The organism is Auraticoccus monumenti, from assembly GCF_900101785.1.
In the GTDB taxonomy this organism is placed as follows: domain Bacteria; phylum Actinomycetota; class Actinomycetes; order Propionibacteriales; family Propionibacteriaceae; genus Auraticoccus; species Auraticoccus monumenti.
In genome coordinates, this window is the sequence record NZ_LT629688.1 from 4,400,026 (window position 1) to 4,414,749 (window position 14,724).

General features: G+C 71.4%; 13 protein-coding genes and 1 tRNA gene. 5 read left to right on the plus strand and 9 right to left on the minus strand.

The genetic code is table 11. The features are described from left to right. Positions 1–28: 28 nt before the first annotated feature. The 4 genes from BLT52_RS20370 to BLT52_RS20385 all read right to left on the minus strand — a co-directional run bounded on the left by BLT52_RS20370 (position 29) and on the right by BLT52_RS20385 (position 3,931). Entirely contained in the window at positions 29–793 is a 765-nt protein-coding gene (locus BLT52_RS20370) for a carbohydrate ABC transporter permease (RefSeq protein WP_197679428.1), read from the minus strand. 176 nt (positions 794–969) lie between these two features. Then, the gene (locus BLT52_RS20375; protein ID WP_231946418.1) at positions 970–2,052 is read right to left on the minus strand and encodes a carbohydrate ABC transporter permease; all 1,083 of its coding nucleotides are present in this window, start codon (positions 2,050–2,052) and stop codon (positions 970–972) included. A gap of 125 nt (positions 2,053–2,177) precedes the next feature. Then, positions 2,178–3,509: an ABC transporter substrate-binding protein gene (locus BLT52_RS20380; RefSeq protein ID WP_090596050.1), complete on the minus strand. Its 1,332-nt coding sequence runs from the start codon at positions 3,507–3,509 to the stop codon at positions 2,178–2,180. A gap of 119 nt (positions 3,510–3,628) precedes the next feature. After that, positions 3,629–3,931, minus strand: coding sequence for a DUF3618 domain-containing protein (locus tag BLT52_RS20385; RefSeq protein ID WP_090596052.1), 303 nt, complete (start codon positions 3,929–3,931; stop codon positions 3,629–3,631). A 104-nt stretch (positions 3,932–4,035) separates the two neighbouring features. Between BLT52_RS20385 and BLT52_RS20390 the strand changes: the two genes are divergently transcribed. The 4 genes from BLT52_RS20390 (at position 4,036) to BLT52_RS20405 (ending at position 8,261) form a co-directional block, all read left to right on the plus strand. Beyond that, a complete protein-coding gene (locus tag BLT52_RS20390) occupies positions 4,036–4,515 on the plus strand; it encodes a peroxiredoxin (protein WP_090596053.1) in 480 nt (159 codons plus the stop codon). Between the two features lie 30 nt (positions 4,516–4,545). Continuing rightward, a tRNA-Leu gene (locus tag BLT52_RS20395) sits at positions 4,546–4,627 on the plus strand. A gap of 104 nt (positions 4,628–4,731) precedes the next feature. Next, positions 4,732–6,594, plus strand: coding sequence for a translational GTPase TypA (gene typA, locus BLT52_RS20400; protein WP_090596054.1), 1,863 nt, complete (start codon positions 4,732–4,734; stop codon positions 6,592–6,594). A 71-nt stretch (positions 6,595–6,665) separates the two neighbouring features. After that, positions 6,666–8,261: a protealysin inhibitor emfourin gene (locus tag BLT52_RS20405; RefSeq protein ID WP_090596056.1), complete on the plus strand. Its 1,596-nt coding sequence runs from the start codon at positions 6,666–6,668 to the stop codon at positions 8,259–8,261. Positions 8,262–8,393: 132 nt separating this feature from the next. Here the strand turns inward: BLT52_RS20405 and BLT52_RS20410 are convergent, their stop codons facing one another. The 5 genes from BLT52_RS20410 to BLT52_RS20430 all read right to left on the minus strand — a co-directional run bounded on the left by BLT52_RS20410 (position 8,394) and on the right by BLT52_RS20430 (position 14,187). Further along, positions 8,394–9,245: a hypothetical protein gene (locus tag BLT52_RS20410; RefSeq protein WP_090596057.1), complete on the minus strand. Its 852-nt coding sequence runs from the start codon at positions 9,243–9,245 to the stop codon at positions 8,394–8,396. A 1-nt stretch (position 9,246) separates the two neighbouring features. Continuing rightward, positions 9,247–9,690, minus strand: coding sequence for a helix-turn-helix domain-containing protein (locus BLT52_RS20415; protein ID WP_090596059.1), 444 nt, complete (start codon positions 9,688–9,690; stop codon positions 9,247–9,249). Between the two features lie 79 nt (positions 9,691–9,769). After that, complete coding sequence (locus BLT52_RS20420) at positions 9,770–12,286, minus strand: glycoside hydrolase family 65 protein (protein ID WP_231946419.1); 2,517 nt, start codon at positions 12,284–12,286, stop codon at positions 9,770–9,772. Between the two features lie 60 nt (positions 12,287–12,346). Further along, complete coding sequence (locus BLT52_RS20425) at positions 12,347–13,081, minus strand: HAD family hydrolase (protein WP_231946420.1); 735 nt, start codon at positions 13,079–13,081, stop codon at positions 12,347–12,349. Between the two features lie 137 nt (positions 13,082–13,218). After that, entirely contained in the window at positions 13,219–14,187 is a 969-nt protein-coding gene (locus BLT52_RS20430) for an asparaginase (RefSeq protein WP_090596061.1), read from the minus strand. A gap of 71 nt (positions 14,188–14,258) precedes the next feature. Here BLT52_RS20430 and BLT52_RS20435 point away from each other — a divergent pair, with 71 nt between their 5' ends. Next, the gene (locus BLT52_RS20435; RefSeq protein WP_090596062.1) at positions 14,259–14,717 is read left to right on the plus strand and encodes a hypothetical protein; all 459 of its coding nucleotides are present in this window, start codon (positions 14,259–14,261) and stop codon (positions 14,715–14,717) included. Positions 14,718–14,724: the final 7 nt, after the last annotated feature.

A 14,724-nucleotide genomic window follows, 5' to 3' on the forward strand; every position in this document is an offset into this window, starting at 1 on the left:
GGCCCTCGGTCGTGCGGTCGGTTGCGTGCTACTTCACGCCACCGGCGGTCAGACCGGCCACGATCCGACGCTGGAAGATCAGCACCGCGATCAGCAGCGGGACGGTGACGATGACGCCCGCGGCCATGATGGTGCCGTAGGGGGTGTCGAAACCGGTCGTGCCGGTGAACTTGCTGATCGCCACGGTGGCGGTCTGCATGTCCGAGCTGCGGGCGAAGGTCAGCGCGATGATGAACTCGTTCCACACCGCGATGAACGTGATGATCGCCGTGGTGAACACACCGGGGGCGGCCAGCGGCAGGATGATCCGCCGGAACGCCTGACCCGGTGTGCAGCCGTCCACCATGGCCGCCTGCTCCAGCTCCACCGGGAGCTGGCGGAAGAAGGCCGTCAGGTTCCACACGCACAGCGGCATCGCGAACGACAGGCTGGGCAGGACGAGCGCCTGGTAGGTGTTCATCCAGTCGAACGGGAACCAGCTGTAGCTGGCGGTGAACATCTTGAGCAGCGGGATGATCAGCGTGATGCCGGGGAACATCGAGGTGGCGATGATGACCGCCAGCACGATGCCCTTGAACCGGAACCGCAGCCGGGCCAGCGAGTAGGCCGCGATGATGCCGAACGCCAGGGTGAGCAGCGTCGTGACCCCCGAGACGATGACCGAGTTGACCAGCGAGCGGAGGAAGTTGTTGTTGCCGCTGAAGACCCCGATGTAGTTCTCGACCGAGGCCGGGCTGGGGAGGAACTCGGTGCTGCGGCCCTCGGTCGGGATCCGCAGCGAGGAGACGATCATCCAGTAGAAGGGCAGCAGGCAGTAGATGACGATCACGGCCATCCCGACGTAGGCCGCGATCCTGCCGGCCAGCGCCTTGCCGCTGCGCTTGGGCTTGTTGAGCTGGGCGATCTCCTCGGCCGTGGTGGTGTGCTGCCCCGGGACGTCGTCCAGGTCGGTGCGGGCGGTGGTGGTGCTCACGGCATGCCTCCGGAGGTGATCGAGGTGCGGGTGTCGCCCGCGGGACGACCGCCGGCCTTGGCCGCGGCCTTCCGCCGCTTGCGGCCCTCCTGCACGGCCTTGAGCTCCTCGTCACCGATCACGTCGGCCCCGAGCAGCTTCACGAAGAGGTAGGCCACCAGCACGATGTAGAGGAACAGCACGATCGAGTACGCCGCGGCCGGCCCGTAGCGGACCGCGTTGGCCTCGACGTAGGCGAACATCGACAGCGTCTCGACAGAGTACTTGCCCAGGCCGATCATGCCGAAGGGCAGATCGAACATCCGCATGGTGTCGAGGGTGCGGAAGAGCACCGCCACCACCAGGGTCGGCTTCACCATCGGCAGCGTGATCCGGGTGAAGGTCCGCCAGGCGCTGGCCCCGTCGACCTTGGCCGCCTCGTACACCTCGGCGGGGATCGTCTGGAGCCCGGCCAGCGTCAGCAGGCCGATGAAGGGGGCCGTCTTCCAGACGTCGGCCAGCACGACCGCCCAGAACGAGGCCGGGTTGTCAGCCAGCCACAGCACCTGGGTGCCGATGATCCGGTTCATCACGCCGGCCTCGTCGAAGATCAGCTTCCACATCAGGGCCGAGACGATGGTGGGGATGGCCCACGGGACCAGGATCCCGGCGCGGACGATGCCACGCCCCTTGAACGCCTTGGCCATGATGAGCGCCATCGCCACCCCGAGCACGGTCTCGATGGCCACGCAGAAGACGGTGAAGAGCGTGGTGTTGATGAAGGCGTTGAAGAAGCGGTCCATCACGCCGTAGTTGGCGGTGACGTCGTTCATGCCGGCGAAGACCGAGGTGAAGTTGTCGAGACCGACGAACCTCTCACCCCCGGCGACGAGGCCGGTCTGCGGGTCGATGCCGGTGTTGCGCTGGAAGAACGCCTCCCGGATGGCCAGCAGGATGGGGACGCCCACCACGACGACGAGCACGATCATGGTGGGTGACAGCAGCATGGCGGCGAGCCGCCCCTGCCCGTCGCTGAGCGGGTTGGCCTTGCGTTTGGTGCCCGGCGGAGCTGCTCGCGCCGGTTCGATGGCGGTGGCCACTGGAACCTCCTCTCGTTCATCCGGCGGCGCCACTGCCGCCCGGAGCCTCGACGCGGCCCCGCCCCCTCAGGGACGGAGCCGCACCGACGGCCGCCGGGCAGGGAACTGCCCGACGGCCGACGTGATCACTGCTGGATCAGGTCCTCGAGCTTGGTCTGCAGGGTGTCCATGGCCGCCTGCGGCTCGGTCTGACCCTGGATGGTGCTGTAGGCGGCGTCCTGGATGGCCAGGGTCACGTCGCCGTAGTTGACCACCTTGGGCCGCGGGCGAGCGGTCTCGATCGAGGCCTTGAGCACCTCGAGGTAGGGGAACTCAGCGGTGAGCTCGGGGTCGGAGTACAGGGACTCGCGCGCCGGGGCGTTCGAGGTCGCGGCCGTGCGCTTCTTCATCTCGTCCTCGGAGGCCATGAAGTTGATGAAGTCGACCGCGGTGGCCTTGTTCTCGGCGAACTTGCTGATCGCGAAGTTGTGACCGCCGAGGCTGGAGACGCCAGGACCGGCGACACCCGGGAGCGGGGCCACGTCGAACTTGCCGGCGACCTCGGACGAGCCGTCCTCGGCGTTGGCCAGGGTGTACACGTAGGGCCAGTTGCGGTGGAAGATCAGGCTGCCGTCCTGGAACGCCTGGCGACCCTGCTCCTCCTGCCAGGTGATGGCCTCCTCCGGGATGGTCCCGTCGGCGAAGGCGTCGGCCATCCACTGCATCCCGGCCACGGCCTCGGGCGTGTTCGCCGTCGGCGCCCCGGAGTCGTCGGTGAGGTGGCCACCCGCACTGTCCACGGCCTCGGCGATGTTGACCGTCAGCCCCTCGTACTTCTGGTGCTGACCGGCGTAGCAGTCGGCGTCAGCGGCCTCCTCGACCTCGGCCTTGATGGTCGCGCAGGCCTGCTTCATCTCGTCGAAGGTCGTGGGCGGCTCGACGCCGGCGGCCTCCAACCAGTCGGTCCGGTAGTAGAGCATGCCGCCGTCGGAGTAGACCGGCATCGTGTAGAGCTTGTCGAAGTACGTGCCCGAGTCGACGGTGGGCTGCAGGAACCCGGTGAGGTCGAACTGGTCCTCGGGCAGCGCGTCGATCCAGCCGTTGGCCGCGAACTCCGAGGTCCAGACCACGTCGACGTTGAGCACCGTGTACTCGCTGCCCTGGGTCTGGGCGTTCTGGATCATCTGGGCGCGCTGCTGGTCGGCGTTGTCCGGCAGCTCGATGAAGGTGACCTGCTCGTCCGGGTGCTCGCTGTTCCACAGCTCCAGCTCGGTGGCGAGGTAACCCGAGGTGTCCTTGCCCGCTACGTAGCTGATCGGGCCGCGGGCCTCGTAGGCGGGGTCGGCGGCAGGGTCGGATCCCTCCGGTGCCGCCTCGCCACCTCCGCCGCCACCGCCGCCACAGGCGGCCAGGGCCAGCAGGGCGCTGGTGGACAGCGCGGCGATCGTCAGCCGGCGGGAGTGCCGTGCAAATGACATGTGTCCCTCACTTCGTCGTTAGAGAACACCGTGAACGGTGCCTGCTCACAGTAGGCAGCACGCTACTCGCCGGTACTGATCCCGGGTCGAGTCCAGATGATCGTTATGAACTCGGGACGTCAGCGCTTGCGGGTGAGGAGCTTGATCACCGTGACCAGCACGGCCAGCCCGGCGAGCGCACCACCGACCAGGGCGACCCGGTCCCAGCGCCAGCCGTGCTCGTCCTTGATCTGCGCCTTGGCCGTCTCGAGCTCGGTGCGGGCCGCGGACTTGGCGTCCTCGACCTGGCGCTGCACGACCCGCTTGGGGTGCACGTCGTCGATCAGCTCGCGGACGTCCCCGGAGAGACGGGCGCGCGCGGCCGCGATGTCGGCCCTCGCCTGCTCCGCGGTGACCTTCGGGTCGGACTTGCTCTTGGCCATGTCAGCTCCTTCGTCGTCGCGGTCAGCCTAGGACAACGGCCGGGCCGGTCGTCACGGCGGCTTCGCCCGGTGCGCCGGGGACCCGGGCCAGTAGGGTGACGGCCATGACGACCCAGCTCTCCCCCGGGGACACCGCCCCCGCCTTCACGCTGAGCGACGCCGCCGGCCAGCAGGTGTCCCTGTCGGACTTCGCCGGCAGCCGCGTCATCGTCTACTTCTACCCCTCGGCCATGACGCCGGGCTGCACCACCCAGGCCATCGACTTCACCGCCGCCTCGGGCAGCCTCACCGACGCCGGCGTGGCGGTGCTGGGGATCTCCCCGGACGAGCCGGCCAGGCTGGCCACCTTCGCCGAGAAGGAGTCGATCAGCTTCCCGCTGCTGTCGGACCCGTCGAGGGAGACGCTGCTGGCCTGGGGCGCCTTCGGCTCCAAGATGCTCTACGGCAAGGACGTCCAGGGCGTGATCCGCTCGACCTTCGTGGTCGACGTGGGCGCCGACGGGGTCGGCACGGTGGCCGAGGCCCGCTACAACGTCCGGGCCAAGGGCCACGTGGAGAAGCTGCTCCGCGAGCTCGGCGTCTGAGACCGGCCTCCCTACACTGGGCTCGCTCCCGCCGGAGTGGTGGAATCGGCAGACACGCAGGATTTAGGTTCCTGTGCCTTCGGGCGTGAGGGTTCAAGTCCCTTCTCCGGCACCGTGGCCCCCTGCGGCGCGCGCACCGAGTGGTCGCCGGTCTCGGGTAGACTCCGTGAGGCTGTGCACTCGCCGGCCCACCCCTCACTGTCCGGAGAGCTCCGCATGCCCGTACGCCAGGATCTGCGCAACGTCGCGATCGTCGCCCACGTCGACCACGGGAAGACCACGCTGGTCGACGCGATGCTGTGGCAGTCCGGTGCCTTCCGCGAGGGCCAGGACGTCGACAACCGCGTGATGGACTCCAACCCCCTCGAGCGCGAGAAGGGCATCACGATCCTCGCCAAGAACACGGCGGTGGACCACACCACCCCGACCGGCGAGAACGTCGTGATCAACATCATCGACACCCCCGGCCACGCCGACTTCGGCGGTGAGGTCGAGCGCGGCCTGGAGATGGTCGACGGCGTCGTGCTGCTGGTCGACGCCTCCGAGGGCCCGCTCCCCCAGACCCGCTTCGTGCTGCGCAAGGCGCTGGCCAAGAAGCTCCCGATCATCGTCTGCGTCAACAAGGTCGACCGCTCCGACGCCCGCATCGCCGAGGTGGTCGAGGAGACCTACGAGCTGTTCATGGACCTGGTGGAGGACAACGACACCGACATCCTGAACTTCCCGGTGGTCTACGCCTCCGCCCGCGCCGGCCGCGCCTCGATGACCGCCCCCGAGAACGGCGAGATGCCCGACTCCGAGGACCTGCAGCCCTTCTTCGCCGCCATCCTCGAGCACGTCCCCGCCCCGGTCTACGAGGAGGGTGCGACGCTGCAGGCCCACGTCACCAACCTCGACGCCTCCCCCTACCTCGGACGCCTCGCGCTGCTCCGCGTGGTGGCCGGCGAGCTGCGTCGCGGTCAGATCGTGGCGTGGTGCAAGGCCGACGGGACCATCTCCAACGTCAAGCTGTCCGAGCTGCTCAAGACCGAGGCCCTCACCCGCGTCCCGGCCGACTCCGCCGGACCGGGCGACATCGTGGCGATCGCCGGCATCCCCGACATCACCATCGGCGAGACGCTGTCGGACCCCAACGACCCCAAGCCGCTGCCGCTGATCACCGTCGACGAGCCGTCGATCTCGATGACCATCGGCATCAACACCTCCCCGCTGGCCGGTCGCTCCGGCAAGCTGCTGACCGCCCGGCTGGTCCGGGCCCGGCTGGACCAGGAGCTGATCGGCAACGTCTCGATCCGCGTGGTCCCGACCGAGCGCCCCGACACCTGGGAGGTCCAGGGACGTGGTGAGCTCCAGCTCGCCGTGCTGGTGGAGATGATGCGCCGGGAGGGCTTCGAGCTCACTGTCGGCAAGCCGCAGGTCGTCACCCGGGTGATCGACGGCAAGCTGCACGAGCCGGTGGAGAAGCTGACCATCGACATCCCCGAGGACTACGTCGGCGTGGTCACCCAGCTGATGGGTCTGCGTCGTGGCCGGCTGGAGCAGATGGTCAACCACGGCACCGGCTGGGTCCGGGTCGAGTACGTGGTGCCGGCCCGCAGCCTGATCGGGTTCCGCACCGAGTTCCTCACCGAGACCCGCGGTACCGGTCTGATGCACCACGTCTTCGAGGCCTACGAGCCCTGGTTCGGGGAGCTGCGGACGCGTCCGACCGGGTCCCTGGTGGCCGACCGGACCGGCGTGGTGACCGCGTTCGCGCTGTTCAACCTGCAGGAGCGGGGGACGATGTTCGTCGCCCCCGGCGCCGACGTCTACGAGGGCATGATCGTGGGCGAGAACGCCCGTGCCGACGACATGGACGTCAACGCCTGCAAGGAGAAGAAGCTGACCAACGTCCGCTCCTCCACCGGGGACGAGCTGGAGCGGCTGATCCCGGCGAAGCTGCTCAACATGGAGCAGGCGCTGGAGTTCTGCCGCGAGGACGAGTGCCTGGAGATCACCCCGGCCGCGGTGCGGATCCGCAAGGTCGCGCTCTCGGCCAACGACCGCGCGAAGAACCGGAACCGGGCCAAGAAGAACTGAGTCCACCTCACCCCTCCGATCTGTCGGAGGGGTGAGGTGTGATGGGGGGACGACCACGACAGGAGTCCCCGATGCCCGAACCCGCCGTCCCTCCCCGCCGCCCGCAGGGCATCGTGCCCCCGTGGCTGATCCAGCGCCTGGTCGACCACCCGTCCGAGCGGGTGGCCCAGGTCGCCCGGCACACGCTGCGCGCCGACGCCGCCTTCCGCTCCGAGCCCCGTCCGGGGCTCCGCTCGCTCGGGGGTGCCCTGCCGAGGGCGTCGGCGCCGACCGGTCCCGCCGCACCGGACCGCCGTGTCTCCGACGCCCGCAACGGGACCCAGCTGCCGGGTGAGCCGGTGCGCGCCGAGGGTGGACCGGCTACCGGTGACGCCGCCGCGGACGAGGCCTACGACGGTCTCGGGTCGACCTGGGAGCTGTTCTGGTCCGCCTTCGGGCGCAACGCCCTGGACGGCGTCGGTGGTCCGCTGCTGGCCACCGTCCACTACGGGGAGTCCTACGACAACGCCTTCTGGGACGGCACCCAGATGGTCTTCGGCGACGGGGACGGTGAGGTGTTCAACCGCTTCACGCTGTCCCTGGACGTGATCGGGCACGAGCTCGCCCACGGGGTCACCGAGCGCACCGCCCAGCTCGTCTACCAGGGCCAGGCCGGCGCCCTGAACGAGAGCGTCTCCGACGTCTTCGGCTCCCTGGTCCGCCAGCAGGTCCTCGGCCAGACCGCCGACCAGGCCGACTGGCTGATCGGGGCCGACCTGTTCACCGACCAGGTGCAGGGCGTGGCGCTGCGCTCGATGAAGGCCCCCGGCACGGCCTACGACGACGACGTGCTCGGCAAGGACCCGCAGCCCGCCACCATGGCCGACTACGTCGAGACCAGCGAGGACAACGGCGGGGTCCACATCAACTCCGGGATCCCCAACCACGCCTTCTACCTGGCCGCGACGGCGATCGGGGGGCAGGCCTGGGAGGCCCCTGGCCAGATCTGGTACGACGTGCTGACCGGCGGCCGGCTCCCCGCCGACGCCGACTTCGAGGGCTTCGCCGCCCTCACCGTCGAGGCAGCCACCGCACGCTTCGGGGCCGGCTCGGTCGAGGCGGAGGCCGTGGCGGGGGCCTGGGAGCAGGTGGGTGTGGCCGCCGCGCCCAGCGCGCCGGTGGACGTGCTGGAGCCGGTACCGCTGGGCCCCGGTCCGATCGACCCCGTCCCGACCCCGGGCCCGACGCCCTCGGAGCCGTTCCCGCCGGGCCCGTCCCAGCCGGTCCCCAGCCCGGACCCGACCCCCGGTGAGCCGATGCCGTCGGGGGACCCGGCACCCGTCCCACCGGCTCCGCCGTCGGGGCCGGCGCCCGACGGCTCCCCGGGCCCGCAGCACGACCCGGGTGAGCAGCCGGTGGAGCTGATCCGCTCCGGCGGGGTGGCCGGCACCACCCGCCGAGCGCGGTTCGTGCCCAACGAGCTGGACCCGCCGGATGCCGCGGAGTGGCGCACCCTGCTGGTCGAGCGCTCCTTCTGGATCGACCTGCCCGCCCCCGAGGCGACGGCCGACGACTTCACCTACCGGGTGATCGCCACCGAGGTCGAGCTGGACACGACCTTCGGTGAGCGTGCGCTGCCGGACCCGGTCCGCGGGCTGGTCCACCGCACCCTGCGGCACGGCGGGTGAGGTAGCCGGGCCGGACGCACGACGCCCCGGCCGCTGCGCGAGCAGGGCCGGGGCGTCGGGGCCGCCGGAGTGGCGTGCCTGGTCCGGGTGGACGGCGGGTCCAGCCACCGACCACGCGGGTGGTCGGCTCCGTCAGGAGGCGGTGCCGGGGGTGGAGGCGTCCGGACCGGGCTGGTCGGTGCTGGGCGCGTTGTCGGCCACCGGCTCCGGGGTCGGACGGCTGGCGGTCGCGGGGGCCGTGGTGGCCTCCTTGGCGCTCGGCGCCTTCTGCGCCGGGCTCTTCTTCGCCGGGGCCTTCTTGCCCGGCTTCTTGGCCGCCCCGGACGGGGTGTCGGTGGTGACGCTGGCCGGGTTCTTCTTGGCCGCGGGCACCCGGGCGCTCGGGGTGGATGTCGTGGGCCGGCTCGCGCTGGTCTTGCGGGCCCGGGGCGTGGTGGTGGTCTTCTTCGCCGCGCTCGGGGCGGGGGTGACGTCGGGGGCGGCCGGGTCAGCGGCCTCCTCGGCGCGGTCGGCGGCCTCGTGCACGGTCGCCGAGACCTGGTCGGTGGCCTCGTGGAGGGCGTCGGCCGCCTCGTCGGTGGCCTCACGGGCCTGGTCGCCCAGGTCGTCCACCAGGTCGCTGGCCTGCCCGCGGGCCCGGCCGTAGGCCACCTTGCCGCGCTTGGCGAGGTCGTCGTACACGCTGCTGGCCTCGGCCAGCCACTGCTCGAGCTGGGCCTTGGCCTGGTCGGGCAGGGTCTTGGCCTGGTCCGGCAGGGCACGGGCCGTCTCGGGCAGCCCGACGACACGACGGCGCACCTCGGCGGCCTGGGCCTCGCGCTTGTCACGGCGGGCCTGGGCCTCCTTCAGCGCGGTCTCGTACTGCTCGGTCGCCTTGGCCACGATGTAGTCGGCGGCGCCGACGGCGGCGTAGAAGGTCTGGGTGGCCAGGTCGACCACCTTGTCGGTGTTGAGCTCGTTCCTGCGCTGGTCCTGGTCGGGCATGTCACTCCTGGTCGGTTGCGGTCGTGTCGGTGGCGGGGACCTCGGCCGGCGGGGGCTCGGCCCGGCCGGCGTCCACGAAGGAGTCGTAGACGTCGAGGATGATCTGCTTCTGCCGCCCGGTGAGGTGGCGGTCGGCGAGGACGGCGACGGGCACCGTGCTGGTCCCGTCCCCACCGGCGGCGGTGTGCTCGACGGGGTCGAGCAGGCCGGCGCGGAGGTACAGCGTCTCCGCCGAGACCTGCAGCGCCTTGGCCAGCTGCTGCAGCACCTCCGCCGACGGACGACGCAGACCCCGCTCGATCTGGCTCAGGTAGGGGTTGGAGACGCCGGCGGCCTCGGCGAGCTGACGCAGCGACACCCCGGCCTGACGCCGCTGCGCCGCGATGAACCCCCCGAGGGAGTCCAGCGGCTGTGCCAGCTTGCCGCTGGTGATCCGTGGTCCCATGCCCCCAGTGTGCTAGCCGCTGCAAGCACAAGCAAGCGCCAGCAAGCAGATCAGGGGTGGCTCCGGCCCGCAGGGCCCCTCAGTCCTGGAACTGCTCCAGGTCGAAGGAGCGCGGCACGGAGGCGCTGATCCGGGTGCCGTCCTCGCGCTGGCCGCCCACCATCCGCGGGTGCAGCGGGAAGCTGGGCAGCACCGGACCCTGGTCCTCCAGCGGCACGGTCACCGGGGAGTCGGCGGTGACGTCGACGTGTCGCCCGCGCACCGTGAAGGAGGCGTTGCCGCCCTCCTCGATCGAGAACCGGTACGCGTCGCGGGTCAGCTCCGCCCGCACCCGGGCCCCGCCCAGCCGGAAGCGGAAGGTCAGCCGCGTCCAGGAGTCGGGCAGCCGGGGGTCGAAGGTGAGCTCCCCGTCGGAGTCGCGCAGACCCCCGAAGCCGAAGACCAGCGCGCTCCAGACCCCGCCGGCCGACGCGACGTGCACCCCGTCGGAGGTGTTGCGGTGCCGGTCGGCCAGATCCACGAAGGTGCCGGCGTAGAAGTAGCGCAGCGCCAGCTCCCGGTGCCCGACCTCGGCGGCGATGATCGACTGCACCACCGCGGAGAGGGTCGAGTCCCCGGTGGTGATCGGGTCGTAGTACTCGAAGTTGGCCCGCTTCTGCTCCAGGGTGAACTGGTCGCCCTGCAGGAACATCGCCAGCACGACGTCGGCCTGCTTGATCACCTGGAACCGGTAGATCACCAGCGGGTGGTAGTGCAGCAGCAGCGGGAAGTTGCCCGACGGCGTGTGCTCGAGGTCCCAGACCTCCCGCTCCAGGAAGTGCAGGTCCTGGGGGTGGATGCCCATCGCCTCGTCGAAGGGGATGATCATCCCCTCCGCGCACGCCTCCCACTCCTCCACCTCGTCCAGGCTCAGCCGCAGCCGCGCGCACAGCCGCTGGAAGTCCTCGGGCCAGAACTCCTGCATGGCGCGGATCGACTCCGCGGCCCGGCGCAGGTTGAACCGGGCCATCACGTTGGTGAAGAGGTTGTCGTTGACCACGGTCGTGTACTCGTCCGGCCCGGTCACCGAGTCGATGTGGAAGGAGCGGTCCCCGTTGCTGCGCCAGAACCCGAGGTCGGCCCACATCCGGGCGGTCTCCACCAGGATCTCCGCCCCCTGGTTGAGCAGGAAGGCGACGTCACCGGTGGCGTTGACGTAGCGGCTGACGGCGTAGGCCACGTCGGCGTCGATGTGGTACTGCGCGGTTCCGGCGGCGTAGTAGGCCGAGGCCTCCTCGCCGTTGATGGTCCGCCAGGGGAACAGCGCCCCGCGCTGGGCGACCTGGGCGGCGCGCTTGCGGGCGGCGTCCAGCATCAGGTGCCGGAAGCGCAGCGCGTTCCGGGCCAGCCGGGGGTTGGTGTAGGTGAGGAAGGGGAGCACGTAGATCTCGGTGTCCCAGAAGTAGTGCCCGCCGTAGCCCTGGGCGGTGACGCCCTTGGCCGCGATGCCCTGCCCCTCGGCCCGCCAGGAGGCCTGCGCCAGCTGGTAGAGGTTCCAGCGGATCGCCTGCTGCAGCTCCGGCTGGCCCTCGACCACCACGTCGGAGTCCTCCCAGTACCTCCGCAGGGCGCTGCGGTGGTCGTTGAGGACGTTCATCAGCCCGTGCCCGACGGCCCGGTCCAGGGTGCGCCGGACCCGGTCGGTCAGCTCACGGACCGGCACCCCGCGCGAGGTGTGGTAGGCGGCGTACTTGACGATCCGGATGGTCCGGCCGGCGCGGGCGTCGATCCGGTAGACGATCTTGGCCGCGTCCTGGTCGGCGAAGTAGCGCTCGGTGTAGTCGTTGGTGGTGTCCACCACGTGGTGGGCGCCGACGGCGATGGTCATCCGGGACTCCGCGCAGCGGTAGCCCAGCATCAGCCGGCCCTTCTCGGCGTAGTGGTACTGCGGCTCCAGCACCCGGCGGTCGAACTGCGAGCCCTTGCGCGGGTCGAAGCCCTCCCCCATCGCCGCGGACCGGACGTGGTACTCGTCCTGGCCGTCCTGGCGGTTGAGGATCTGGGTGGAGACCACCACCGGCGCGTCGGCGTCCAGCACGGTGATGTCCATCGTCATCACCGCCAGGTGGCGCTCGGCGAGGGAGACGGTGCGGGTGCTGGTCATCTGCACCCGCTTGCCCGAGGGCGTGCGCCACATCAGCTCCCGGCGCAGCTGGCCGTCGGCGAAGTCGAGGCTGCGCTCGTAGGACTCCAGGTCGGCCACCGAGAGCAGGATCGGCTCGTCGTCGACGTAGACCTTCATCAGCGCCGTGTCGGGGGCGTTGACGATGGTCTGCCCCACCTCGGCCAGCCCGTAGGCCTGCTCGGCGTGCTTGATCCGGAAGGTCTCGTGGAAGCCGTTGACGAAGGTGCCGTGGCTGTGGGTGTCACGGCCCTCCTCGGGGCTGCCGCGCATGCCGAGGTAGCCGTTGCCCACCGCGAACAGCGTCTCGGTGGTGCCGAGGTCCTCCCCGCTGTAGCTCTTCTCCACCAGCCGCCACTCGTCGACGGGGAAGCGGTGGCGGTCGAGCGGGTCGACCGGGTCGGGGCGCACGTGGGAGCTGTGCTTCTGGCTCACGGGAAGGGACTCCTGGCTGGGACGGCGGGACGGACGGGCGCGAGGACGGTGCGGCAGGGATCAGGCAGGTCGGGGCACGAGCCGGGCGAGGTCGTCCACGACGACGTCGGCCCCGGCGGCGGTGAGGCGGTCGGCACCCACCCCGCGGTCGACGCCCACGACGTGGCCGAAGGCGCCGGCGCGACCGGCCTCCACCCCGGAGATCGCGTCCTCGAGCACCACCGAGCCGGCGACCGTGGCGCCCAGCAGCTCGGCGGCGCGGACGAAGGTGTCCGGGCGCGGCTTGCCGGGCAGCGAGTCCCTGGCGGCGACCAGCCCGTCGACGACGACCTCGAAGCGGTCGCGCAGACCGGCGGCCTCGAGGACGGGCACGGCGTTGCGGGAGGAGGAGACCACCGCGACCCGCACGTCGGTGCTGGCCAGGTGGTCCAGCAGCGCCACCGAGCCGGGGTAGGCGGCCACCCCCTCGCTGGCCAGCACCGCGGCGAAGGTGTCGTTCTTCCGGTTGCCCAACCCGCAGACGGTCTCCCGCTCGGGGGCGTCCTCGGGTGAGCCCTCCGGCAGCGTCAGCCCGCGCGAGGCCAGGAAGTCACGCACCCCCTCGTAGCGGGGCTTGCCGTCGACGAAGCGGAAGTAGTCGTCGTCGGTGTAGGGCTCCTCGACGCCCTTCTCCTGCAGGTAGCCGTTGAACATCCGCGACCAGGCCCGCATGTGCACCTCCGCGGTGGGGGTGAGCACCCCGTCCAGGTCGAACAGCGCGGCCTCGATGTCGGTCCAGTCCAGGGGTGCAGTCACCCTCCGAGCCTAGAGCGCGCTCCCGCCTGCCCGATCACGCCCCGCGCAACGGTGTCACCGTGTCGCCCACGCGAAACCGGGAAACGAACCCGGAACCGAGCCCGCGGGACGGATCCGCCCGGCGGAGCAGGACGCGGTCAGACCCTCAGCGGGTCCAGGGCCCCGGCCACGAGCCGGACCTCGCCGACCGGACGGCCGTGACCGAGGACGGGCGTGGTGGCCAGCTCGGCGAGCTCCGGGGACCCCTCCCCCAGCGCGCGCAGCACCTCGGCCACCAGCGGGCCGCGGGCCCGGTCCGCACCGTCGGCGATCTTGAGGGCGATCCCGCGCCCGTCGGCCAGCCCGATGGCGTGCACGGCCTCGGCCCCGGCCTTGCCCACCGAGCCCGGGACGGCCCGGTGCAGCCGGAGCTCGTCGCGGCGCGTGCCGGAGGTCCACTGCGGGTGGGCCCGGATCGCGTCGGCCACCTTGGCCCCGGCCCCGCCGGGAGCGGCGGCCACCCGCCCGAAGGCGCGGGCCAGCCCCGCCAGGGAGAGCCCGAGCAGCGGCGCCCCGCAGCCGTCCACGGCGTCGGCGGCGATCTGCTCCCCCGCCAGCTCGGCCACCACCTCGCGGGTCCGGCGCTGCAGCGGGTGGTCGGGGTCGAGGTAGTCCGCCCGGGACCAGCCGTTGCGCAGGCAGGTGCGCAGCATGCCGGCGTGCTTGCCCGAGCAGTTCATCGCGATCCGCTCCTGGTGGTGACCGGCCCGGATCCACTCCTCCCGGGCCTGGGCGTCGGAGGGGAAGTCGACGATGTTCTGCAGCTCGTCGGGGTCCAGCCCCACCTCCCCGAGGATCCGGCGGACGCCCTCGCGGTGGAAGGCCTCGCCGGAGTGCGAGGCCGAGACCAGCGCCAGCAGCTCGCCGTCAACGTCGAGGCCCATCCCGACCATGGCCACCGCCTGCAGCGGCTTGTTGCTGCTCCGCGGCAGGATCGGCGCCTCCGGGTCCCCCACCGACGCCAGCACCGAGCCGTCCGGTGCGGTCACCACCACCCGGGCACGGTGCACGCACTCGACGAACCCGTTCCGGACCACCTCCACCACGTCCACGTCTGCGTCGCTCACCGCGGGAGGGTACCGCGGAGAGGCGGGGCTGGAGGGTGAGGGCCGACCCCCCGCTCCTCCAGGATGGGCGGGTGTCGAGCACCGTGGTGACCGTGGTGGGGCTCGCCCTCACCGCCTTCGTCGTCCTGGTGGCCGCCCGTCCGCTCTGGTTCCGCAGCTGGAGCGTGTCCCGGCGCGACTCCGAGGGGCGCACGGTCAGCCGGACCCGGCTGGGTGACGCGCCCCCGGGCTCGGTGACCGCGGTGTACGCGGTGGTCGCGGTCGTGCTGCTGGTGGGGACCCTGGTGGTCCGCGGGTGGGCCGTCGCCGACGCGGGGTGCGATCTCGCCGAGGCCGTCTACCAGGGCGGCCACGGCGCCGAGGAGTGGGAGACCGCCGCCGAGGCCGAGGGCCTGCAGCTGACCACCCGGGAGCGCACTAGCTCCTCCGGCACCAGCTCGTGGACCGAGCACAGCCTGGAGCAGGACGGCTCGGTGCTCGCCTCGTGGTCCGACGCCGGCGGCGCGTGGCGCTTCACCTGCAGCCGCTGAGCCTGCA

What these genes read in the sequence shown, in the direction of transcription:
- BLT52_RS20415 (WP_090596059.1), bottom strand. Translation starts at nt 9,690, where the DNA reads ATGGGACCACGGATCACCAGCGGCAAGCTGGCACAGCCGCTGGACTCC.
- BLT52_RS20390 (WP_090596053.1), top strand. Translation starts at nt 4,036, where the DNA reads ATGACGACCCAGCTCTCCCCCGGGGACACCGCCCCCGCCTTCACGCTG.
- typA (WP_090596054.1), top strand. Translation starts at nt 4,732, where the DNA reads ATGCCCGTACGCCAGGATCTGCGCAACGTCGCGATCGTCGCCCACGTC.
- BLT52_RS20370 (WP_197679428.1), bottom strand. Translation starts at nt 793, where the DNA reads ATGATCGTCTCCTCGCTGCGGATCCCGACCGAGGGCCGCAGCACCGAG.
- BLT52_RS20385 (WP_090596052.1), bottom strand. Translation starts at nt 3,931, where the DNA reads ATGGCCAAGAGCAAGTCCGACCCGAAGGTCACCGCGGAGCAGGCGAGG.
- BLT52_RS20380 (WP_090596050.1), bottom strand. Translation starts at nt 3,509, where the DNA reads ATGTCATTTGCACGGCACTCCCGCCGGCTGACGATCGCCGCGCTGTCC.
- BLT52_RS20410 (WP_090596057.1), bottom strand. Translation starts at nt 9,245, where the DNA reads ATGCCCGACCAGGACCAGCGCAGGAACGAGCTCAACACCGACAAGGTG.
- BLT52_RS20405 (WP_090596056.1), top strand. Translation starts at nt 6,666, where the DNA reads ATGCCCGAACCCGCCGTCCCTCCCCGCCGCCCGCAGGGCATCGTGCCC.